20 protein-coding genes, 1 tRNA gene and 9 pseudogenes are annotated in these 22,330 nt (G+C 53.3%); 13 read left to right on the top strand and 17 right to left on the bottom strand.

The genetic code is table 11. The features are described from left to right. Positions 1-7: 7 nt before the first annotated feature. Positions 8-745 carry a uroporphyrinogen-III synthase gene (locus AC0QDI_RS18965; protein ID WP_474670862.1) on the bottom strand — a complete coding sequence of 246 codons (738 nt, stop codon included), beginning with the start codon at positions 743-745 and terminating at the stop codon, positions 8-10. A 93-nt stretch (positions 746-838) separates the two neighbouring features. Here AC0QDI_RS18965 and AC0QDI_RS18960 point away from each other — a divergent pair, with 93 nt between their 5' ends. After that, positions 839-1,813: a deoxyhypusine synthase gene (locus tag AC0QDI_RS18960; protein WP_226777650.1), complete on the top strand. Its 975-nt coding sequence runs from the start codon at positions 839-841 to the stop codon at positions 1,811-1,813. Between the two features lie 73 nt (positions 1,814-1,886). Further along, positions 1,887-2,708 (top strand): annotated as a pseudogene (locus tag AC0QDI_RS18955) (IS5 family transposase). Between the two features lie 24 nt (positions 2,709-2,732). Here AC0QDI_RS18955 and AC0QDI_RS18950 read toward each other — a convergent pair. The 3 genes and pseudogenes from AC0QDI_RS18950 to dpsA all read right to left on the bottom strand — a co-directional run bounded on the left by AC0QDI_RS18950 (position 2,733) and on the right by dpsA (position 6,161). Beyond that, the gene (locus tag AC0QDI_RS18950) at positions 2,733-3,965 is read right to left on the bottom strand and encodes an HAD-IIA family hydrolase (RefSeq protein WP_226777651.1); all 1,233 of its coding nucleotides are present in this window, start codon (positions 3,963-3,965) and stop codon (positions 2,733-2,735) included. A 155-nt stretch (positions 3,966-4,120) separates the two neighbouring features. Beyond that, positions 4,121-5,455: a Trk system potassium transporter TrkA gene (gene trkA / locus AC0QDI_RS18945; RefSeq protein WP_226777972.1), complete on the bottom strand. Its 1,335-nt coding sequence runs from the start codon at positions 5,453-5,455 to the stop codon at positions 4,121-4,123. A gap of 163 nt (positions 5,456-5,618) precedes the next feature. Continuing rightward, positions 5,619-6,161, bottom strand: a pseudogene (dpsA, locus tag AC0QDI_RS18940) (DNA starvation/stationary phase protection protein DpsA). A gap of 689 nt (positions 6,162-6,850) precedes the next feature. On the opposite strand from dpsA, the gene AC0QDI_RS18935 reads away from it, so the two are divergent. Next, complete coding sequence (locus tag AC0QDI_RS18935) at positions 6,851-6,961, top strand: hypothetical protein (protein WP_226777973.1); 111 nt, start codon at positions 6,851-6,853, stop codon at positions 6,959-6,961. 188 nt (positions 6,962-7,149) lie between these two features. Here the strand turns inward: AC0QDI_RS18935 and AC0QDI_RS18930 are convergent, their stop codons facing one another. The 6 genes and pseudogenes from AC0QDI_RS18930 to AC0QDI_RS18905 form a co-directional block, all read right to left on the bottom strand. Next, positions 7,150-7,626, bottom strand: coding sequence for a pyruvoyl-dependent arginine decarboxylase (locus tag AC0QDI_RS18930; RefSeq protein ID WP_474670860.1), 477 nt, complete (start codon positions 7,624-7,626; stop codon positions 7,150-7,152). Positions 7,627-7,863: 237 nt separating this feature from the next. Continuing rightward, a pseudogene (locus tag AC0QDI_RS18925) lies at positions 7,864-8,688 on the bottom strand (HAD-IC family P-type ATPase); the annotation flags it as partial. 220 nt (positions 8,689-8,908) lie between these two features. Beyond that, a pseudogene (nikB, locus tag AC0QDI_RS18920) lies at positions 8,909-9,851 on the bottom strand (nickel ABC transporter permease). Between the two features lie 74 nt (positions 9,852-9,925). Then, positions 9,926-10,213 (bottom strand): hypothetical protein, encoded by a 288-nt coding sequence (locus AC0QDI_RS18915; protein WP_226777653.1) that lies wholly within the window; start codon positions 10,211-10,213, stop codon positions 9,926-9,928. Between the two features lie 69 nt (positions 10,214-10,282). Beyond that, a complete protein-coding gene (locus tag AC0QDI_RS18910; RefSeq protein WP_474670858.1) occupies positions 10,283-10,456 on the bottom strand; it encodes a hypothetical protein in 174 nt (57 codons plus the stop codon). 906 nt (positions 10,457-11,362) lie between these two features. Then, positions 11,363-11,677: a DUF7344 domain-containing protein gene (locus AC0QDI_RS18905; protein WP_340674441.1), complete on the bottom strand. Its 315-nt coding sequence runs from the start codon at positions 11,675-11,677 to the stop codon at positions 11,363-11,365. 360 nt (positions 11,678-12,037) lie between these two features. On the opposite strand from AC0QDI_RS18905, the gene AC0QDI_RS18900 reads away from it, so the two are divergent. The 3 genes from AC0QDI_RS18900 to AC0QDI_RS18890 all read left to right on the top strand — a co-directional run bounded on the left by AC0QDI_RS18900 (position 12,038) and on the right by AC0QDI_RS18890 (position 13,825). Further along, entirely contained in the window at positions 12,038-12,364 is a 327-nt protein-coding gene (locus AC0QDI_RS18900; RefSeq protein ID WP_226777655.1) for a hypothetical protein, read from the top strand. A 35-nt stretch (positions 12,365-12,399) separates the two neighbouring features. Then, positions 12,400-12,576, top strand: a complete 177-nt coding sequence (locus tag AC0QDI_RS18895) for a helix-hairpin-helix domain-containing protein (protein WP_474670948.1) — start codon at positions 12,400-12,402, stop codon at positions 12,574-12,576. A 1,069-nt stretch (positions 12,577-13,645) separates the two neighbouring features. Then, positions 13,646-13,825, top strand: a complete 180-nt coding sequence (locus AC0QDI_RS18890; protein WP_226777656.1) for a hypothetical protein — start codon at positions 13,646-13,648, stop codon at positions 13,823-13,825. Positions 13,826-13,856: 31 nt separating this feature from the next. Here the strand turns inward: AC0QDI_RS18890 and AC0QDI_RS18885 are convergent. Both AC0QDI_RS18885 and AC0QDI_RS18880 read right to left on the bottom strand, forming a co-directional pair. Next, positions 13,857-14,051: pseudogene (locus tag AC0QDI_RS18885) on the bottom strand (integrase); the annotation flags it as partial. A gap of 103 nt (positions 14,052-14,154) precedes the next feature. After that, positions 14,155-14,667: pseudogene (locus AC0QDI_RS18880) on the bottom strand (RNA polymerase subunit sigma-70); the annotation flags it as partial. Here AC0QDI_RS18880 and AC0QDI_RS18875 point away from each other — a divergent pair. After that, a pseudogene (locus AC0QDI_RS18875) lies at positions 14,667-15,036 on the top strand (ISH3 family transposase); the annotation flags it as partial. The pseudogenes AC0QDI_RS18880 and AC0QDI_RS18875 overlap by 1 nt on opposite strands. Positions 15,037-15,217: 181 nt before the next feature. Here AC0QDI_RS18875 and AC0QDI_RS18870 read toward each other — a convergent pair. Beyond that, positions 15,218-15,880 (bottom strand): HAD family hydrolase, encoded by a 663-nt coding sequence (locus AC0QDI_RS18870; RefSeq protein ID WP_226777657.1) that lies wholly within the window; start codon positions 15,878-15,880, stop codon positions 15,218-15,220. A gap of 337 nt (positions 15,881-16,217) precedes the next feature. Between AC0QDI_RS18870 and AC0QDI_RS18865 the strand changes: the two are divergent. The 3 genes and pseudogenes from AC0QDI_RS18865 to AC0QDI_RS18855 form a co-directional block, all read left to right on the top strand. Continuing rightward, positions 16,218-16,619 (top strand): annotated as a pseudogene (locus AC0QDI_RS18865) (DDE-type integrase/transposase/recombinase); the annotation flags it as partial. 96 nt (positions 16,620-16,715) lie between these two features. After that, positions 16,716-16,991, top strand: a complete 276-nt coding sequence (locus AC0QDI_RS18860; protein WP_226777658.1) for a PadR family transcriptional regulator — start codon at positions 16,716-16,718, stop codon at positions 16,989-16,991. A 93-nt stretch (positions 16,992-17,084) separates the two neighbouring features. Beyond that, positions 17,085-17,390, top strand: coding sequence for a hypothetical protein (locus AC0QDI_RS18855; RefSeq protein WP_474670856.1), 306 nt, complete (start codon positions 17,085-17,087; stop codon positions 17,388-17,390). A 6-nt stretch (positions 17,391-17,396) separates the two neighbouring features. Here AC0QDI_RS18855 and AC0QDI_RS18850 read toward each other — a convergent pair whose 3' ends face one another. Together AC0QDI_RS18850 and AC0QDI_RS18845 are read right to left on the bottom strand one after the other, a co-directional pair. Next, a complete protein-coding gene (locus AC0QDI_RS18850) occupies positions 17,397-18,188 on the bottom strand; it encodes an AsnC family transcriptional regulator (RefSeq protein WP_474670855.1) in 792 nt (263 codons plus the stop codon). Then, positions 18,127-18,474 (bottom strand): annotated as a pseudogene (locus AC0QDI_RS18845) (AAA family ATPase); the annotation flags it as partial. The pseudogene AC0QDI_RS18845 and the gene AC0QDI_RS18850, both read right to left, overlap by 62 nt. Positions 18,475-18,613: 139 nt before the next feature. Here AC0QDI_RS18845 and AC0QDI_RS18840 point away from each other — a divergent pair. Then, a complete protein-coding gene (locus AC0QDI_RS18840; RefSeq protein ID WP_474670854.1) occupies positions 18,614-19,231 on the top strand; it encodes a hypothetical protein in 618 nt (205 codons plus the stop codon). A gap of 444 nt (positions 19,232-19,675) precedes the next feature. On the opposite strand, the gene AC0QDI_RS18835 is transcribed toward AC0QDI_RS18840, so the two are convergent. Continuing rightward, positions 19,676-20,026 (bottom strand): SWIM zinc finger family protein, encoded by a 351-nt coding sequence (locus tag AC0QDI_RS18835; RefSeq protein ID WP_474670853.1) that lies wholly within the window; start codon positions 20,024-20,026, stop codon positions 19,676-19,678. Positions 20,027-20,739: 713 nt separating this feature from the next. Here AC0QDI_RS18835 and AC0QDI_RS18830 point away from each other — a divergent pair. Further along, positions 20,740-21,027 (top strand): PadR family transcriptional regulator, encoded by a 288-nt coding sequence (locus tag AC0QDI_RS18830; RefSeq protein ID WP_226777663.1) that lies wholly within the window; start codon positions 20,740-20,742, stop codon positions 21,025-21,027. 45 nt (positions 21,028-21,072) lie between these two features. On the opposite strand, the gene AC0QDI_RS18825 is transcribed toward AC0QDI_RS18830, so the two are convergent. After that, positions 21,073-21,522: a Cdc6/Cdc18 family protein gene (locus tag AC0QDI_RS18825; RefSeq protein WP_474670852.1), complete on the bottom strand. Its 450-nt coding sequence runs from the start codon at positions 21,520-21,522 to the stop codon at positions 21,073-21,075. Positions 21,523-22,204: 682 nt separating this feature from the next. Here AC0QDI_RS18825 and AC0QDI_RS18820 point away from each other — a divergent pair. Next, positions 22,205-22,313 (top strand) — tRNA-Ile (locus AC0QDI_RS18820). Positions 22,314-22,330: the final 17 nt, after the last annotated feature.

Genomic DNA, 22,330 nt, shown 5'->3' with positions numbered 1-22,330 from the left:
TGTGAAGTTACTGCTGTATCTCTCGAATGTGGTTCACCGTATCCTCAGCTAGCCGCCTAAAATCTGCTCTGGCTGGTATAATGTCGACAGAACTTCCGTGTCTGCGGACAGCACGCTCTGTCGGTGTCCCAATTGCACCAATAACCGACTCCTCTAGCTCGCATTGCAGCGAGGAGAGAGCGTCACGTTCGGCAGCGATCTCAAAAAAATGCTCGACCGTCTTCGGTGACGTAAACAGTATTCCATCTAACTCACCGTCTACGGCGAGTTTAACTGACTGGCCGGCAGTATCCGGTCGTTTCAAGCGATATAGATGCGTTTCATGAACAGATGCACCAGCTTCTTCTAGCCCCCAAATCAGTACATCACTTCCGTGTGCACTGCGAGCGATCTCGACCGACTTCCCTTCAACTTCGTCTGCCAACTCCTCGACGAGTCCTGTGGAAGTAAATGTCGAAGGAACCACGTCGACTGAATAGCCGCAATTTCGTAACTCAGTTGCTGTCTGGCGACCTACCGCACATACTGTCGTCCCATCTTGATGCCATCCCTGCTCCTCAGCGAGTGCAACTCCGGTGGGACTGGTGAAGATACAGTATTCTGCCTGCTGTGGAGCCTGCCCTGTTGGATAGATGGACAGCATTGGATCTGCGATTGGCGACACTTCCAGTGATTGAAGATAGCAGACGGCTTCGTCGACCCGAGTGTCGTCAGGGCGGAGGACAGCCACCTTCGGCTTAGGCATAGTGAATAATCCAGTATTGATGGCCTTGGGTGTATCGAGAACTGATCGACAGATTCCGGGTTCTTCAAATCCCTTGTCGAGTTATCCAATCGTATGGATAACGACGATTCTCACGACTACGTCGTACCCGAGAGTGAGGAAGAACTTGATACACCAGACGTACGTGGCTACGACTTTCGCGGCGAGTTCGACTTCCACGAGATGCTCGACTCCTATGCGTCAACAGGATTTCAAGCAACACAGCTCGCAGAAGCCATCGATATTGCAGAACGTATGCAAGAAGCGGATGCAACAATCTATCTCACATTCACATCAAATATCATCTCATCGGGGTTGCGCGAGGCCGTTGCCTACCTCGTCCGAGAAGGGTACGTAGATGTTCTCATCACGACATCCGGGTCACTAACTGAGGACGTCATCAAGACAGCAAAACCGTTCAAGATGGGAGACTGGGACGCAGACGAGGCAGCACTTCGGGAACGAGGCATCAACCGACTTGGTAATCTCTTCGTTCCCTCTGATCGGTACGTGTGGCTGGAGGAGTATCTGTATGATTTCTTTGATGAGTTCTTCGCGGAGGAGAAAGTTCGGACACCGACGGCATTCGCACGTGAGTTAGGTGAGACGCTTGACGACGAGGATTCAGTGTTGAAGCAGGCGGCGGACAATGACGTCCCAGTGTACTGCCCGGCATTAACCGACGCCGAAGTCGGGAACTTTCTCTACTACTATCGCCAGGGCTACGATTCAGACGTCGGAATCGAGATTCTGGATGACTACGACTCACTCATCGAAGACGGCTTGCTCGCGGACACGACGGGGCTCATCGCGGTTGGGGGTGGTGTACCGAAACACCATGCGATTATGACGAATCTCTTCCGCGGCGGGGCGGATTACGTCGTCTACATCTCGACGGGCATGGAGGGAGATGGATCGCTGTCGGGTGCACCGCCAAACGAGGCGGTCTCATGGGGTAAAATCAAGGAAGAGCAAGCAAACTATACACAGGTCGAGGCAGAGGCCACACTCGTCTTTCCATTACTTGTAGCTGGAGCTTTCAAACTGTAGGGCCTTTGTTTAGATGCCAGAGCAGCGACTCACTTCGGCAAACTAACCTATTTCAAAGCCAGAACTGAGCAGTGTGCCCTCTCGTCTCTCTCAATTTACGGATCGCCTCGTAACGCTGGCAAAACGCGCTGTCTCTGGTGATGCTTCACCACCGGTCAAGAAGGGCGACGGTGGCTACGCTGACTGAGTGTCGTTATGATCCACGGTCTCCGGGAATACCTTGATCTGCCATATCGACGGCTCCCCGATGTCCTTCACGAGATGCATGGCATCGTCGAGAAACTGAATCTCGAAATGTGCGAGCTGCCAGACTTTACGACCGTCTGCGCACGGAAGCAGCAGCTCAAGATCGCAGTCTGGCGAACTCTCCTTGACTCTCCGCTGAGCTCCACGATAGCGGTGACGTACAGGCTATCGACGCGACTGGCTTCGACCGATACTCTGTTGTCGCCACTACGCAAATCGGACAGACTATACCTTCAGATCGGTAAAGGCGACAGCGTTGGTCGACTGCGAAACTAGCACCGTGTTAGCCATTCATTGTTCGATGAAGCAGCCACATGACACCCGCGTTGGGCGGCAGGTACTCACACGGAACCTCGACCGGCTACAGACCGTGACCGCTGACAAGGGCTATGATTGGGACAAGCTCCACGAAGAACTTCGTGAGGCCGACGTTCGGCCAGTGATCAAACACTGAGAGTTCGCCCCGCTAGATATGGCGCATAATGCTCGCCATGACGACGATACCTATCATCGACGGTCAATCGTCGAGGCTGTGTTTTTCGTGCTCACGCAGCAGTACGGCGACACGCTTCGGGCGCGGACGCGATTCGGGCAGTTCCGTGAACCCGTTCTGAAAGCGGCTGTGAGAAATGTCGAACTTGCTCCGTAACTTCGGTCAGTACAGCATGTGTATTTATCGAATTGAAGGAGAGCCATCCGTATCATTTGCATCGGCTATCCACTGCGGTTGCATCGGGAGGATGTCCGACGGCAAATCGTTCCTGTCGAAGAATCCGACTTCGAGGGCTTCCTCTTCGTCGGCCTCGGGTGTCCCCCTCCCCTCGACGGTACACCGAAAGCAATTCGTGACGAAGTGAACTGCCTTGCCTGAGGGATACGAAAACACCTGCTGTTCCGGGTGTGAATAGACACCCATCAACCGCTTAACCGCTATTTGCAATCCCGTCTCCTCCTCAACCTCTCGTGTAATAGCGTCCCCGACTGGTTCGCACCGTTCGACCGTGCCAGTCGGGAGCGCCCACTGCTCTTTGTCGGCACGTTTTAGCAACAGCACCTCATCTGCGTCATTCACTACGACAGCAGCGACACCCGGCCGTATCTCGTCCGGCCACGAATAGGGAAGTGCCTCCCACGTGTCGGTTGTGTCCGTGAAGAGATTTGCAAGCGTCGAGATAGTCAAATCTGGTTGCTGAAGATCACGAGCAGATGCGGCAGTTGGTTCGTCCTCGGCCACTAGAATCCCGGTGAGTCCCGCACGGTGGGCGCCGAGAATGTCCGTGGCAGGATTATCGCCAATCACGACCGCTTGCACGTCGTCGGCCAACCCGTCGAGAGCCATCTCGAACATAAGCGGCTCGGGTTTGCCAACGACCATCGGCTCTGTCCCCGCCGCAGCTTCAACTGCTCGGACAATGGCCCCGGCCCCGGGTGCGGGCCCGTCTGGGGTCGGGAACGACCCATCGGGGTTCGTCCCCACGAAGGTCGCTCCCCGATGGATGTGTCTCGCCGCCCGCTGGATGTCTTGATACGACGTCTTCTCGTCCGCGCCGACGACCATCGCATTGGGATCGTCGTCCGTGACCTCGATGCCCTCCTCTTGGAGTTCGATTTCCAGCCCTTCGCTACCGACGACAGCAGCGGTGGTCACATCCTGTTGTGAGAGGTAGTGGGCGGTCGCCCAGCCCGACGTGATGATCTCGTCTTCTTCCGCATCGATCCCCAGTTTGCGAAGATTGTTCGCGATCGTCTGACGCTGAGGGCGTGGGTCGTTCGTCAGGAATCGTAGTTCCTTGTCCAGTTCATCGAGGCGATTCACCGACTCGACCGCCTCCGGTAGGGCCTCGTCCCTGAGATACACTACCCCGTTAAGGTCAAGCAAGAACGCGTCGAATTGCTCAGAAACCATGCCATTTTGTAGTACCATCGGCCACTTGTATCCTTTTGGAGGAGGTTACATCTTACATCCGTAGTTTAACTGAGCGGCTGGTTTGTAGCGTCATTAACGAAAGGAACGGGCTGTTGCTCCACGTCTAAACAAGGCCAACTGTAGCGAATGTTGTTTTAAATTGCTTCAGTAACCTCGTCGAGTATATCAGCATCCACAAACAAAATGATATGATCTTCTGATTTGATTATCGTTGAGCCTCGTGGAGTCACGAGTTCATCGTCGCGAGCGATCGCCCCAATAACAACTCCATCTGGAAGATCAGTTATCGAATTCGAAATCTTGCGGTCTGTGAGGATACTATCCTGAGCAACCTCAACTTCAATCACTTCTGCACGGTTATGTTCAAGTATAACAATATTCTCAGTAGGGCTCAATCGAGTAAACCGAACGATCTCTTCAGCGGTTTCCTCACGTGGGTTGACAGTCACGTCGACACCAACTGTTTCGAATAATCCGGTATACTCCTGATTCTCGACGACAGCTACTGTTTCGTCAACACCGAGCTGACGTGCTACCAACGTTACGAGCAAATTTTGTTCATCATGTTCCAATGCAGAAATCATTAGATCAGCTTCCCCCACCTGCTCCCGATTTAAGAAATCCATATCAGTTGGATTTCCATGAAACACTGTCGTGTTTGGGAGTGCTTCGGCAACTTCACGGGCTTTATCACTATTTTGTTCGACTAAACGAGGGTTATATCCATGTTCTTCGAATAGCTTAGCCGTTTGAACTCCGACCTTAGTTGCTCCAGCAATAATAATGTCGTCTGTCTGACTCCGTAATGACGTCGAAATCACATAGGCGAAATTTTCCACAGCGTGAGTACTTCCGATAACTACTATGCTATCACCCGGTTGAATGACTGTCTTTCCACTTGGAATTAGCAGTTCCTCGTTGCGGAAGATCGCTGCAAACGTCAATGAATCATCACTGTCTATCTCGCGCACGGGTCGTTTGATAATAGGACTATCTGGCCCAATTTCGAACGCAGCCATTCGTACAAGGCCGTTAGCAAAGGTATCCACCTCTCGAGCCGATGGAAGCCCAGAGATGCGAAAAATTGCCTTAGACGTCAGTAGATTTGTGCATATCATATGATCAACACCGAAGGCATCTGGATGCCCATCCCACGTTTCATACAGCGTTCGATGTCTGACTCGAGCGATAGTGAAAGCATCAGAAATCAGCTTTGCGGTACCGCAGATAACTGTATTCACCTCGTCATCATCGGTACACGCAATAACAAGGTCTGCCTGTTCGATTCTGGCCTGCTGTAGTGTTTTAATCTCACGTCCGTCTCCGTGTACAGCAAGCACGTCGTGTGCATACGTAAGTTCCTCTACGATACGCTGATCACGTTCAACGATGACTACTTTATGAAGGCCCGACAGAGTAGCAGCAATCGCTCTCCCGACCTCACCAGCACCAATTACCGTAATATGCATCGAATCTCTAGACGAACTATCGTCAACTATAGGTCCAAACAAAGTTTCAGTAATCATCACTACTTCCTCGGTCGATTTTGGGTTATGATCAACCTCTAACGACGTGTCCTGAGCCTACCGCTACTAGCATCTAGACGTCACCGAGCATTATGAGTTCTGTTCCTTAATTCGTCGCCGACTCGAGGACGAGCGTGTCGTCTTTGAGGTAGTGCTCGACGTGGTGGGTGTGTTCCTCGATCGTTTCCAACTGTTCGCGGAGCATTTGTGCGGTCGCGTGGTCACCGAGTCCCTCCGCGAGTTCGATGTGCTCCCGGTCGCTCTCGATGATGTCACCCATCATCTCCAGATCATTCGAGAGCGACGTCCGGATGCCATAGACGTCCTTGTCCTCGGCTTCGACGGTCGCGTTCTCTGCGAGCATTGTTATACTGGCGTGCGGGGCCGCCGAGCGCCTGGAGCCGCTCTGCAAGTTCGTCAGCCGCGTCCTCTACGTCCTCGTAACCTGCTGGAGGAACACGTGGATATCGCGGAACTCCGCGCCCTCGACGTTCCAGTGGTGCTTGTGGAGCTGGTGATAGAGGACGTACGCGTCCGCGAGGTCAGTGTTCAGTGCGTCGATTATCTGTTCTGCTTTCTCCTTTTCGAGCCGGAGTGCGTTCTCTTCGACAGTACCTGCGCTCTGTTGGGACTTCTTCTGACTGCTCATCTTGTCTTTCCTTACGTGTACCACTTACTTCTATGCCACCAATACAAAACAATTTCTCTCATCAATAAAAAATAATTTTCTGGAATGGTATATTCGTGTCAATATCTCTTCGTGATTCGACATCTTGACTTCGCCCCAATACGTCTCTCGCCGCCAAACATCGACTTCATGTCAGATGGGGACTTTAATGACACAGACGAAATTTACTGAGTAGATACCATACAGCGATTGGATGGTGCGACGTTAGATGAATTAACTACCGAGCAATGGCGAGAAGTACGGTACATGTGCACCTTCGAACGCCTATCGATCATGGCTATCAGACGAAGGAGGGTGAGACGTACCACGTTGATTTGCGATTTCTTAACCACGGCGAATACGCACGATCACGGAAACAGGCATGCGTCCTTACCGATAAAGGCATATTAAATTTTTCTAGTTAGGTTGATGGAAAGATAGAGATTGTCGTTGAAAACAACGGCCGGGGTATTCTTGTCCACGAATCGTTCTATCCAGATAGTCAGTTTGATTCAAAGGATACTCACACGTCCAAGTCTGTTACAGTTGGCGGTATCTACTATTATCTTCAAAGTGTCGCAACTGGAAAAGCGATACTTGCTGAATACCCAAGGGATCGTATTGAAGAGATAGTAGACCAGTGAGGGTTAAGAGAACAGACTGAGAAAACAATTACCGATCAAGAATCGCTCTTTGAATCTCTGTATGCGATCAAGGAACGAGGAGTTGCGTTTGCTGACGAGGAATATGTAATGGATTACGAGAATTCGGTCGGATCGTAAAAAACCCGGATGGGAGTATTCTTGGCACGATTGCAGTTATTGCTCCGATATATTGATTCCAGAATGAACGATCAGTGACGAAATTCTAAATATTCTGGATGAATATATAATGTCACTTAAGAAAGAAATCGAAGAGGCCTATCGAGAGGAGCATTTTTAGAACACGATGATCTCCCGTATTTAGAGCATTAAATAATAGGGGAGGATCGCCCATAAATCGCCAGTACGACGGCACTAGCGTAATGTTCAACATCAGGTTCAGCCTCAGCGACGACTTCCTCTCCATCACTAAGAAATTCCCAGTCTCGATGGTCCTTACCAGCAGTCAAACCAGTCTTAATGCGCTCACGGACAGTATTCTCTGTATCGCCTGTTGACTCGTAGAAAATACCCCGTCCGGATTTACTGCGTGTCCATCCGATCCCAGCAGCGGCTGTCTCACCGGGTTTGACCGTTTTTCGACTTTGAACAACAGTCAAGCGATCACCGACTGTTCCCAAATCGGGAGCGGTTCCGATAACCTCAAGAGCAGCATCGCTCGGAATAACTGAAGAGACACTAACTAAATTGTAATTATGAACGTTCGCAGCTGCTAGCGCTGCATCATACGATGCCTTCTCGGTTGAAGCATTTCCGATTCCCCAGACGATTCTAATTTTACCCATATACGTTCAAATCGGACACCGAAATAAGGAGTTTCGATTTACTTGGAGCTTGCTTAACCGCCAGAGCCAACACCTCTCGCCAACAGGCTAACCATCATCAGTCTCAGAACTGAAAAAAACTCTTTCGCCTTTCTCGGTACACAAACCTAGTCAAGAAGGTGGCGATAGCTGCGTTGGCTAGGCCATAATACTTATTCATTGACCACTAATTCCTTTGGAGATTCTCCAATTGAGCAGTCATACGGAATCAGAATCAATTAGCGATCGCGTGGAATTAGCGACAACGAGAGCACTACTGGTCGCCATTGCGACGGCGGCGAACAAGGGATTCAATAGACCGGCGACTGCAAGTGGAATCGCTATAATATTGTAACATAATGCTCAGCCGAGGTTCTGGCGGATTCGTCGGTGAGTCTTGGCAGCGATCGCAAAGATTTCCGCAACTGCCTCGAGATCGTCCGAAATGATTACCGCGTCAGCAGCGTCTGTCGCAAGTTGCGTTCCTCCCATAGTGATTCCAATATCCGCGACCGCCAGTGCAGAGGCATCGTTATTCCCGTCACCAACCATAGCGACCGTTCCCCGGGAACGGAGTCGACGGATCGTTTCGGCCTTGGCTTCAGGCGGAACACCTGCGAATACCTCGCCAACTCCCTCAACATCACGAAAGCGATCGGCCGCCGCCCTCGTCGCCTGTGAGCACGACGATTTCCCGACTCCGTAATAGCGTCTCGACAGCGACTTTCCACTCTGGTCGTGGAGCATCACCGACGGTAATTGAGTTCTGGACATACCCGTTACAGCCGACGAGGACTGGCACGTCACCGTCGGCGTATGCCTGTTCAACATTTGTCTTTAAGGTCGCTGACAGGCTCCATTCATATTCATCGAATAACGCTGGATGGCCGACAAGCGTTTCCTCACCGTCACGCGGCCGCTGACGCCGCGGCGGTGGCGCTCGAACTCGTCGACAGTCGTGTCTGTGTCGCCTTTTTTCCCTTCGACATCGGATGCTTCTTCGACGATCGCACTCGCGATTGGATGTTCTGAGAGCCGCTCGAGGCGAGCGCCAAGAGTCTGGGTGGCCGGATCGTACGGTGAGAACACCGTCCGACAAGCGCGACGAGCGCCAGCAGGTAGATAATCCCACCGCCGAGGTGGAGTTGCGCGTTCGTCCGGAGTCCACGACCGGCATCGAATCGTTGCCGGATCAGCCGAAGAGGGCGCTCTACGAGCGTCCGTAGTTGGTGGCTCGGTTCGGCGTGTCTGGTCTCACTGTCGCTCATCGACGCCCACCCCGTTCACGTTCGATCCGTGGATCGAGCGCGACGTACGCAAGGTCGACGAGGTGATTCGTCACGACGAAGGCGAAGGCGGTCACGAGCACGATTCCCTGGACGATCGGGTAATCGCGTGTGAAGATGGCATCGACCAGTAGCGTACCGAGACCGGGTCGCTGGAAGACGACCTCGATGACGACAGCCCCGTTGAGCACGAAACTGAACTGGAGGCCAACCATCGTCACGACGGGGACGAGCGCGTTTCGCAGCGCATGTTTGTAGACGACGAGACGCTCGCGGAGTCCCTTCGGTCGCGCGGTCGCGACGTAGTCGGTCTCGAGGATGTCGAGCATCGACGCACGGACGAGGCGAGTGAGTATCGCGGCCATGCCGGTACCGAGGGTGATCGCGGGGGGCACGAGATGGCTGAGCGTGCCGACGCCGGAGACCGACGTCAGCCCGAGCCAGAGCGAACACACGAGGAATCACGTACCTGAACCAGAAGTTCGCCATCGAGACGCCGATTAGCGCGGCACACTGGCTCGTACGGTCGATCCAAGTGCCTTGGTAGACGGCGCTCAACACGCCGGTCGGAACGGCGAGCAGCAACGAGACGGCGATCGCCGCCAGCGCGAGTTCGAGCGTGTTCGGCAGGTACTCGAGCAACAGCGACGTGACGGGTTCAGAGCGGTAGTACGACGTCCCGAAGTCGCCGTAGAGGGCGTCGCCGAGCCACGCGAGATACTGGGTGAGGAACGGTTCGTCGAACCTATGTTTGGCGCGGAAAGCCTCGACTTCGCACTCTGACGGCGGACTCTGTCGCTGCTGTCGCAGGATCGTGCGGGCCGGGTTGCCGGGTACAAAGACGACGAACCCGTATGTGATCAGCGACACGAACGTCATGACGGCCGTCAGCGAGCCGGTCTCGCGGAAGTACACGAGCATCCGTTTCGCGGCCAGCTTAGGGCAGTCGTCATCTCGATGTTCGCAGTGAGGAATTCGTATATATGGTCTTGGAATTAAGGTAGCCGTTCGGACTGCATTTGGTCGTACAACCAGTCTGCCGCGTCGCCAAGGTTAGAGCCGGCCCACGCTCCAGACAGTTTCGCGACTAACAGTTTGTCATTCGGATCGAGGTATTCATGGAGATTGTCGCGGATATCTGACGCACTGACGCTTGTTTTGACGATGTACGTCGAATCAAGGTGGCCCCACCACGTACCGTAGTCTTCGATCGCATCTGTGAGATCGTCGTAGTTCTGTCCGGGATCCTGCAGGTCGTATCCGATTACGTAACAGTTCGACACACTATCTCGTTACGGCCGGTCGCGAATAAGGGTTCCCGTGCCGGAGTGAAAGTGAGCGAATCGCCGTACTCAGAACCGATACCCCACTGCTTCGTCAATCGTCTTCCCGTGTTCGGCGGCCAGATCCTGTGCCCGTGTCCACTCCCGGCGAGCCCGTTCGGGGTCGCGATCGCGGAGGGCGTCGTGATACTCGACAAGCGCAGTAATCAGAAGGGTGTTGTTTTCAAGTCGACGGTCATGCATTACAGTCCGGGCCAATGACCGACGGGATAACCGCTTCGGCCGATCGTTAGCAGTAGATCATAGCGCGATTTCTTTATTCAGAACGATCCGGGAAATCCATGGTGAGTACAGGAGGTGGTGATCAATCGGAACTGTTTTAACACCCTATCAAATTTAAGTAGTTTAGCGGAGTCAGGAATTTTTAACGTATGGGGAGGGTCGAAATCTTCTCGCTGTCTGAGACCGATGCGGAAACGCATATGCGGCTATGACCACTGGCGATAAAGGAATACTCCCAATTGAGACTCGAAATAGTTGCAGATGCGGCGGGACATCGTTCTCCCACGTAGACAAAGAAGATTTTGAAGAAGCTACTGACGGTGACTGATCAGTAAGTACACGTAGTTACCGTTCGGTACAGGTGAAGCAGTTATCCAACTCATTTCTCGAACTCATCACTCTGGTAATCGAGATGATCTAATCGAGGACCGAATAGTTCACGGATAAGGACCAGCAAGGGATTGGTCGTTCCTTCACCGACCATTGCGATTTCCGTTTTCGTCCCATCAGCATCTTCGTCCTACAGACCAACGACGACTTTCGCCTGATCGGCGACAATCAGCCGACTTACTTTGGGACAACTCGACTGTTCATACATCCAGTCCATCCGGTGGTCCCATATCGTCGCTTCTGGAAGGCGATCCTGAAAGAGCTTCCGAACCTCTGGGCTTTTCGTCCCGGTATGTAACTCAACTCCTCGTTCAATGGCTCTCTCCGCATGGGGAGACATTCCTCGTCGAAAAGTTCGTCGGAACTGTAAATCAGAAACAGTTCATCCTTAGCTTCATCGGTCAACTTCCAACCGTAGTCGTACACGTCTTTGCGCCCCTCAAGTCGCCCAACGGTACTATCGTCTGGTCTGCGTTCCTATCCAGACCGTGAGAGCAGTTCGTCGAGTACGTCTATGTCCCTCCACCCGGCGTCACTTCTCAAGTAGTTCTCGTCAGTGACGATGCTTTCATCACAGTCGTATTTGATGAATCCTGCTTCGTCAAGTCGAGGGAGGTGATTATGATGGAGCGAGATGACCGTCTGCTCAATGTTCCCTTCGTCCTCCAAAACAAGTTGTTCAGCAATCTCGGTCACAGAAAGTCCGTGTGACGCATCCGTAAGAACGGTCAAAACTGCTCGGTTAGTGGTATCTGCAAGTAGCTGAATGAGTTCTTCGTCCTGCGAATCCATTACTGATAAATATCCCCGGGGGATAATAAGAATAAGGTATCGATTCACATACACAATTACTGAATTTTTATCCGTCAATTTTCGTTGAAGAATATACCTCTCCAATGATTAATAAGCACACGTAATTGCCGTTTAGGGGAATGAACTACTTACCGGCCGTTTTAACAGCCACGAGAGACCAGAGTCTGGTGAGAAATGAACTGGCCTAATCTATTGTTGGCAGTACTAATCCTACTCCTATTAGCGGTCTTTCTGATAGGGACTATCCTAGCCGGTTCGACCTCCGGAATGTGGTAAGTAGTTACCGAACTGCATGTATAGTTGGTTTTATCTGCTGGGACCGATCCAATAAACAACTGTGTGAGGACATCCAACTTTGACCAGAGGAGGATAGACGGTAAGTGGGTACACGTAGTTATCGAATCTCCTGGCTCGGTTTTAAGCAGTATTCTGAATAAAGAAATCGTGCTACTATCTACGGTTACCATGCTCGAAACTCTCGAAACACTCTCCTACAACGCTGTGCTGGCCGTAATCCTCGCAGCCATCGTCCGTACCTACCTCCAGACCAACGAGGCCCCATCGAGGAAGCCCGCCAGCTGTACGCCGAGGGAACAATCGACAAACCCGAACACAAGTGTCGGCTCGGCGAGGCCGTTGACGACCGGCACGACCAGATTCACCTGATCTACGTTAGAGGAAATCTCTGACGAGGATCGCGAATCTCCGATTCGCTCACCGTTGAAGATATCAACGGCGTCGGGCCAAAGACGAGTAAGGCGATCACGAGGGGTTTCGATAATTTAGACGACCTTCGGGCGAGCGAGCGCAAGCGGTTAGAAAACGTGTATGAGGTTGAGGCCGAGACGGCCGGGGCTGTTCTTGGAAGGATTCAATGACCGTTATGTGGGTGCCGATAGACTGTAGTCTGGGATACGGTCTCCCGCGGCTCTTCTACTGCTTCAGATAATAATTATTAATAATATAATATTAGGAATATGGCTATCTCGGAGTGGGAATGAGGCGACTGTGGATGTTCTCAGCCGGGTACAGTAGCCGCGGCCGTCATAGACTCATGATATGCTTTCCACGGTTACAGTCGGGCGGTACAAGCACGGGGAATTCGCGCTTGTACTCGCCACGGGCCGCGGACAGTACCAAGGGCCTGGATTCGCAGTGATTCAGTGCAGCACTCGCCATGAGACGTGTGCCGTGTCAGTTCGCTGTGTGATCTGCCCCTAGATGTTCTCGGGTGGGACGCGAGTACCAGTAGGGCAGACCGTATGAGTGTGAGACAGCGACACGAATAGCTGTTTGCCTGTCTAATTCAGGGAGGCGACGCTGTCACCGAAATTGGGACCGAATAGCAAACCATGATAGTCGGTCCGTCACACATGCAGTTGAAAGCCAAACGGTCATCTGCACTGGGCAGGTTCGTACTGAACGTATGTCACTCTCCACCGCAGTCCGGCGGTGGTTATCAACCGACGACAATATAGTCTACGAATGTCGAGATTGCGGGACAACACTTGAACTCACTACGTCGGAGTGTCCTGTCTGCGGGTCACGTGAAATCGCCGAATACGACGCTGAAGAATATGATGCATAACAGTACGTCATCGCCTATTCGTCGGCCAGACTACTCTCAGACCTCGTCGATCAACTCAGTGACGAGAAGGACCTCAAGCTCCGCCTCGTATTTCACGTCGACGTTTGGAACAAAACAACCCGGACCATCGCTAAAGCTATCTCAGAGATTTCTAAAGCGACCTCGAAAGCGATCGTCTGCGAGCACGCGAGTCTGGCTGACCTGCGGGGGAGCGGTTAGAAGGCGTGTATAGGGTTGGGAAGAGACGGCAGGGGTTGTGCGTGAGCGGGTTCTAGAATGATGGTCTCGAGAATTAGACATCGCTAGTGAATGGCCGATAGAGGTCGGGTTACTTCTGTTTAGACGATGGAGAATGTCTCATGGCCTCGTGCGAGCGTGAGGAGTGTCCCAACAAAGCCACGCATGTGGTGATTTACAATCCTGTGGGTGATGAGCGATCGACCAAGTACTACTGCGAGACTCACGCGAAGGTGGCCGCCGACGAAGCGGTAAATGATAGTGCGGGCGATCTCTTCCTCGGTCCTGTGCCGTTTGAATGATCGTTCGGTTGTGGAACTGTCGCTGACAGATTCACTCGTTTTCAAACACGCCCGTATTGTCTTCGCCCAGCTCGCTCGCTTCGATGTGCGAGTACATTTCAGAGGTCGTTTTCGGATCGGCGTGCCGGAGTGTCCGTTGAGCGCGTTGCGCGCCGTGTTCCTTATACAACGTCTCGCCGACACCACAACGAGCGCCGTGGAGGGTCAGATACTCGCCGTCCTCGATGCACCTGCACTGACTTGCAAGGCACTCTCTAGGTAACGTACGCGGTTATCGGTGGGTGGAGATCGGCAGCTGCACAGTTGGTCCTGAGAACAGGAGTATTACCCCGTTCCGTCTCCCAGTAGCTGACACCGAGATCGTAGTCGTCGTATATCCGGTCGAGCATCGCGAGCGCCGACTGAAACTGGGCGTAGTTCTTACACATATACTCGATCGTCTCTGTTCTCGGGATCATCGGATAGCCTTCGACGCGCTCAATTTCGAGTGACGGTTGTGGATCGAGGACGACCTGTAACGATCCTGCTAGCTCGTCTTGGGGCAGCCGTTCGGATGTGATGGGAAGGTTGAACGACTCGAAAAAGGCCTCCCAGGTGTCGACGTTCTGCTCACGAACGGCAAGGAACAGCGGATAGTCGTCGGGATCATGACCGACTTGGTAGCTGCCCTGTGTCCACACATAGACGGCGTCGATCCGTGTGAACGCGAACGGCCAGTTTCCGAACTGGGGGATGACGTAGGCCTCTTCGATGAATGGTGGACTGGTGCCGGCGCTGGCAGCGACGATCTCACGTGCTGCGTCTCTTACGCGGTTGTCGACGACTGAGAGGCCGTCGTCATAACGGGGTGGCGCGTCAGCGGCGTAGCCGTGACGCGCCGTTCATCGCCACGCCACGGGATGCACGAGAGCACTATCGCAAGTGCTTCGGCATCGAATCAGGCTACCGATTAGCCAGCAGAGCCTTGCTCTCACCAGTTCTCGGGATGCCGGGCTTTGGTTATTGCTGTTTGTCGTGAATCTGTTGCTGCAGAACGTCTGGCGATACCTCCACTGGATGTACGTAGCGGCACCCCGCCGTGGGGGCGCCGCCTCTGGGAGTCGTCGTTCACGGAGCTCTATGAGATGGTGATTCGTACTGTCTGGACAGCCCTCGGTGTGCACAGAGCTGTCCCAGCGAGTCAACCACTTGACGACCAGTTCTTCCGGTAGCTGTCCCTGAATTGGGGCACGCTCGGGAGTGGTAACACTGTCACGTCGGTGGCGATCGCCGCCGACAGCGACTGACCGACGTCAGACATCTCCATCGTTCTAATGGCTATCCAGACATCATAGACGTAGATTCAGTGTCTACTGGAGGAGATCGTGAGTCTCTCGATGTGATCGACTGAGTCTATACCCACGGTGGCGCACGCAGGTCACGCATTGATTCGATGCTGTACTCCGGGGTTATCGTTTCTACTGTCTTCTTCTTGCGTGCCAGCCAGACAGCCGTTACGCCTGCGGCCTGCGCACCAACGACGTCCGACCGCAGCGAGTTCCCGATGTGTACCGCTTCGTCAGGAGTCGCCGAAAGAGTGTCGAGTGTCCGGTAAAACGGGTTGGGATCGGGTTTCACACTGCGGCCCGGTTCGGCGTACGTCGTAACATCGAAGTATTCGTGGATACCTAGCGTGTCGAGCTTCGCGCGCTGGTACATCCGGTCCCCGTTGGTCACGAGACCAAGACGGTAGTTCGAGGCAAGTTGCTCGAGGGAAGCCTCGGCGCCTGGAAGAAACTCTACTGCAGTAGGTTCAGGATCCTCGAATGCGTTGGCAACAGCCAGTGCATCCCTCGGGTCGCGGTTGGCATCCTCTGCGAGACGCTTGAAGCAGCGCTCGCGAAGATCGGGTGTTGAGTCCGCATCAATTTCTGGAATTAGGCTCTCGAACGCAGTGGCATCAAAGAACGGGTCCACACTCGCCGCATCAAAGGCATCCTGCAGCAGATCTTGGGTGGTTTGGGGGTGTTTACAAATGGTGTCATCGAGGTCCAACAGTACAGTCGAGATACCCATTGTTGTTGATCAATTGAGATCGACTACGGAAAAGCATTTTCTACGCTCTCGCAACCACGAGATACTCCCTGTGGAATACATCGCCGCCGCGCTCACTTATTCCGTCCAAAGTTTCGGGTGATGTATGTGGTAGTCATGTAGTGAGAAAACTAAATAGGGGTTCATGTGATTGGTGCAGTTATGTTACGCCACCGTTGGCACCGTCTAGTGTTACTTCAGCTGTGAACTGATCAGCCGATCTCGGTTACGGCATCGTTGTCCTGCGTACCGGTTGAGGTTTGAAGTGACACTAGTTAGCGCGGTTTGAGAAGTGAGCAGGTCGTAGAGTTGGTTTAGAATGATGTTCTCAGACCTGCTCAGCGAGAGCTACGCGGCGGAATTTGATGAATGTTGGGAGCGTGAGCGGACGGCGACGCCCGTCAGGGTGTTCGCCGTCCGGCTCCACGCGACCGATTGTTCGCTTCGGGAGACACAAGCGGTTCTTTACTCACTCGGCGTTGAACGCTCTCATCAAGCGATCCACTGGGTACATCGGCTAGCTGACAGCGTTCCAGGCCCGGCGGCGGCGCAGCCGTCGCGAGTCGCTATTGATGAAACCGCTGTCAAGGTCAACGGTAACTGGTCTTGGGTATACGATGCAATAGACCTAGACTCGAAGCTCATTCTTGCTGTCGCAGTGTTCGGACGACGAGGCACCGATCCAGCCGCTGCGTTCCTGCATCGATTGACCGTGAAACATGTCTAACAGGGCACAATATTCTACTTTCACAGCGCGGAGACATACAATTCTCCGTGGAAAGAAGTCAAATGCAGCATCGTTGAATACTCACGTGAGATGGATGACCTCACCGGTTTCCAACGAGATCTCCTGTACGTGATCGCAGGTGACGACCGCCCGTCCGGACAAGATGTCAAGGAGGAGATAGAGGGAAACTATGAAAGCGAGATTAATCATGGCCGGCTATACCCAAACCTCGATACGCTTGTCAACAAGGAGTTGGTTGAGAAGGGCGAACTCGACCGACGGACGAACTATTATGCGATCAGCGACGCAGGAGAGCAAGCGATCCAGGATAGACGAGAGTGGGAAGATCAGTACGTCGAGTTGTAGTGCATCCTATATTCGTTCGTTCGAGAATGTTGGAGGTTCCGACTATTTTGTCAATGAGAAGGCTTATACTGGGAAAATTGAGTCTACCACTGTATGCCAAGTGGGAGAATTATGGCAAATATTGTTACAGTAATCGGTCGTGGAGTGCCATCCAACTACGAAATTAGCGTCGATGGTGATATCGAACCAGTTGAGACTGACTCGTTCGAGAAACCCACAGTAGTCTCGAAACATGCTGTCGAGGGGACGATCGACATTGGGATCCAACGGTTCCGGTTTTCTGGAGAACTGGCGAACGTGCATGTTCTCGATTGGAACGGAACCGCTGCATCCGAATCACCGAGCACACCGGAAGTCCACATCGATTACGGCGTCCCCAACCGAAAGAACACCAGCTAGTAAATCCTACGGAGTTATATAGGAAAGCGCTTGCAGCTCGAGCGGTGGACCCATCTGCACGGTCTGGTTGTTCCCAGTAGATCCTGTTGCTGTGAGCGCAGCTGCTAATCGCAGCCACGGACCAACTCGCTGGTGATTGAGTAATCGCTGGGGGTTCGGCGGCCAGAACAGTACGCTGCCAAGTGGGTCGTCGGGATCACTGTATCGCTCTGGCGGGAGGATTGTCTCGAGCAATGCGTCAGCGGCGTCGAGGAGTGTCTGGTTCTCCTTGAGGACAGTTGGAACAAGCGAATCGCGGCGCTCGGAAGTAGTCTGGAACGATAGAGCTAGGCGGTATCCAGTCTCATCAACCCGGATGAGATCGAACGCCTCGAGCCAGTTGCGATAGTTACGGATGGTCCGTGCTGAGACGCCCGCTCGGTCGGCAAGGGCACGCTGTGACAGGCGGCTTTCGGCTGTGAGAAGCGTCTGAACGATTCGGCCAACTGTCGGTAGAAGATCGGCGAGCAACTGCTTGGGTTCGAGTGTTCCCAACGCGTAGCGGAGTTCGTCCGGCTGGAGCTCGCGGCTCTCGTCTTCGCCGGCGAGTTGCTGGAGTGCTCGAGCAGCAGCGTACGGTGAGCTGACTAACGCCTGTAGTAACGAGATACTGTCTCGAGTTGGTCGGGGGTTCTTGGCCTGCAGGATCCGCATCGCAGCCATCGCATAACCCGTTCGATCGACCGCCGAGAGGGTAGACGCTGGGCTCCTCCAGTTGGTCGACCTCGTCGAGGATGACGACCGTTCGCGGGCCGTCATGCTGTAGGCGGTCGACGAGTTCGTCGTGAGGCGTCGATTGTCGGGTGTCGATGGTGGCGCCGAGGTCGTCGAGGATCTGGTAGAGCGTCCGGAATCGGGTATAGTTGCGCCAGTAGTTGACGTAGGTGGTCTCGACGTCGAGAACCTCTTCTCAGAGTTGTTCAGTGACGAACTTCGAGATTCAGATCTTACCGGTGCCGCTGAGTCCGGTGACTATAGCCGTGTCGGCAGGCTCACCGTTCGTGATGGACTCGAGGATGCTAGAGAGGTTCTGGTTGACTTCGGCAGTCGCTATCCAACGAACGGTCTATTTCGCACTGAGGACATCTGTCGAAATGTGAGGTAGCGCCGTCTAACTTTCTGTACAATTATCTCAGTGTAGCAGAAGACCTATTGTGAGTTGACAGGAAGAATCTTGCAGTGTTATGTCTCAAATAAAAGACCATCTGGAGCGACTAAAGGACTTCTTTGAAACGGATGAGGTGATACCCACTGTTTCTGCCTTGCTCATCGCCCTACTATTCGTGTTCTTCTCCGACATGGGGTACCGTTTGATCGAGATGGGCACGATGCTTCTCTTCTATGCAGTGCTAGTCCGAATGTGGACTGCGATGACACCGAGTGATTCTGACTTGCTACAAGGACCTTTTTCACACGGGTTTTTTCTCTTCATAAGTTTAGGAGCGGTCGCGATGGGCTTGATGATCGAACAGTGGATTGCATCAATCTCCGGTTCCATCCTTCCTGCTCAGTTCTTAGCACTCGCTATTCTCGTTAGCCGAGTGTATCTAAATTTCCGTGACTCCAGAAATTTCTTGGAAGCAGTTCTTTGGGAGAATCTCTATGAGCGTTACGTCGTTTTGATACCGTGTCTGTTCGTTATCTTGATGCCGATCTTAACCCACCAACTCGAGATATCGACTCTGCTATTCTTCAATATTAGATTCCTTGTCTCACACACCACCGCTTCTTTCCTATCACTAACTTCTCTGGGTCTCGGGCTCGGAGTCGTGATCTACTTCTACATTGAAGAATACCAGTAACACTTAATTCAGTGATTAATACACTACAGCTCCTTCATTGAGTTCGACCGGATTTTCATATCCTGACTGAACCCGTGCTGTATAGTTATCATCTTTTGACACCCATTCCCTATACATGATGGAGGATTTACTTTCAATCTACAGTGCCAGTTCAGTATAACCACTAAATTGTATAACACGATCTCGTAAGAGAGTGCATCAATTGCTTATTGATTAAATGACTCCCGGACGTCGGCTATCAAAGAAGACACGACGACAGCGACCCGCGTCTAACAGCTGGATGAACTCCAAACACGACTCCAGGGTCAATCACTACCCGAAATCGGAAAATAAGGGACACAGGCGCTGTATCCTACAGATGTGTTGACTCAGAACCGTGCAGAATCTGGATGGGCCCTGACAGAGCTCCCCCACGATTTGGAGTTATCTCTATCCGTGGGTAACTCACGGCGCCGGTGGATTCGCTGTGGCCTGCACTCCGCAGGCCTCAAGTTCGCGAATTTGCTGTGCGTTGCGTGCAGCCTCGAGAACGGACGTTCGGATCGCGACTGCAACCCGATGTTTGCACGCACCTTGGTGGTGTTCGTCTGCTGGACACGGACAGCTGTGCGGCAAGCCGTCCTCGATCGTCACTAGGTACTCATGATCCTCGGGCTTTGCATGGCTGGCGTTGCGAACGAGGACACCCTGCACGACAAGTTCGAACTCGAAGGCTTCGTACTGGGCGCGTCGGAGCGTCCGCTGGGTCGGTTCAAGTCGCTCGAGCGGATGTGCTGATGATGATGATGTAGACATGGTCAGGTGTAACTACCGTTAAACTGGTCGATCGTCTCGAGTTACGCGCTCTCGAAGTCGGAGCAGATTAGTTGAACGCCAAGATCACAGGCAGTTTCACAGCTCTGGGTCGGAACAAGCCCGAACTTTCCGTAGAAGTCACAGCTCGTGTTAGTGTGTTCAGGCGCATCGAATACGCCGAAGCGGGAATGCCCGACGGTCGAATCGGACTCTGTAGTGAACTCAACGGCGAGTAGATTCGTGATCCGGCTGGCAGTTTGCATCGTCTTTGATCCCTCTACCCCTGTCACGGAGCGAACAACTCCACCGGATGTGCGTTCGTTTCGAGACTGTTGGCTTAGACGATCGACTTTGGTCGCGACGAGAGGGCGACCTCACCGTTCTCTCGCTCGTCGTCCGTCAGCAGGTCGTATTATCCTCAAGGCCACTGCAGAGTGACGAGCCCGACGCACTGTCGATCCTGGCCGATCTCACTGGGTATCCCCGAGAGCGATTCGAATACACGGACAAGATACGCGACCGCTCGGGGATGGAACCAACGCCGATCGTCGACTGGGAACAGGAGGGTGCGTGGGACGATCTCGACGCGAGTGAGCTAGAAGACGATCCAGACAATGAAGACTGACAAATCTGGTATCGTCTAAATCTCCTCTCATAGCCGTTTCCCATGCTGTTTTCGACACTCTTATGCCCTGATAGAACACCGAACAAATATGTACGATTTAACGGGCTTCCAGCGTGACCTGCTGTACACGATCGCCGGCCAGGATGAACCACATGGACTCGCACTCAAAGAGGAACTCGAGCAGTACTACGAGAAGGAAATCCATCACGGCCGACTCTACCCGAATCTGGACGAACTCGTCGACAAGGGCCTCGTCGAGAAAGGCGAAGCTGATCGACGGACGAACGTCTATACGCTCACGGCTCGTGGCCGCCGCGAGATCGAGGCACGTCGCGAGTGGGAAGACCAGTACGGGGGCGAGCTCCTATCAGAGTAGCAGACGATCGACACAATGGGCCAACAGACGGCTCCTAACCCGCGTCTATACCATAATTTCGAGTTCTTTCAACACGATCTCCCGAACCTCGTAGACGGGTTCGTACTCCGACTCGGATTTCACGATCAACTCATAGCGCTCGAGTTTCGGGAGCCACCCACGCAGCGTTCGATCGTGGACTGGGTTGGCCGCGCGCTCACAATACGCTTCATACACTCTACTGCTTGTCGCGGGATGGGTATTCGCCATGACCTCGAGTACGAGTCGCTGTTCACGAGATAGATCTGAGAGTCGGGAGCAAACCACGGCCTGGTCCGCGTCGGGTTTTGAGTCGTCGCTCACAGCCCATGTGACTCGGTCGGCCGCGCCGTTTGCGGTAGTCCGGACGCTATGAGAGAGCAACGCGATCGTGTCGCGAGCATCTAAATCCGAACATCGGGCAATGTACTCGAGCTCGCTGCCACCGATCACGCTGGGTTCGACGCCGACGCTCACGCGTTTTCTCGAGAATCGGGTGACCGAACACGCGGAGAAAGCGACACTCACGCTTCGAGAGAATCGAAATCAGAACTATCTCAAGGGACTGACGGCGTTGATTGACGACGTGGCCGGTGTCGGCCTTCGAAAGGGGTATCGTCGTATCGGCGGATGCGGCGCGGAGTCTGGGGATGATTCGGTAGTGGGCGGTGTTTCTCACGCACGTGGTATAGGCCCATCTATCGATCTGTTCCCGAGGCGGCACATCGGCTGTAATCGGACGTACCCGAGCCGTCGGTATTCGACTTCGAGAGTTATATTCGCGAGATGGTTCGTGATGAGTTAGACGACTAGAGTTATCGCACTCGAGTTGTAACCATCGCGTGGGATAATACGGTCTTACGGCGGGCCGGCAACACCGAACCTCTACGCATTGGCGCGCTGGCCCGACGGCCAGCACCGTTGTATTCGAAGCTCAGAATATCGGCAGTGGATTCTGGTCGGTTAACGTGCTGGTCTACTGCAACACTTTACCCACACACAATGCCGTGCCAGACCAATCCAATATGGGTGTTCCACAGCACCATCCCAAATAAATAAAATTATTGGATTGTCATTTTTCCAGAAATAGCTCGCGAAGAACAGGCTTGGCCTTTCAAATAGGGACAACTATGATATGTTCTACTCTCATCCGATATACAGGCCCTTAGCTCAGTCTGGTTAGAGCGCTCGGCTCATAACACGATCTGACCCATTAGATCGTGTGAGACACCGAGTGGTCGATGGTTCGAATCCGTCAGAGTCGACCAGCATCCGCACGAACGCA

Source organism: Natrinema sp. LJW11 (assembly GCF_056135975.1).
Note: the sequence above shows the minus strand (reverse complement) of the source record. Positions and strands in the feature narration are given on the sequence as shown.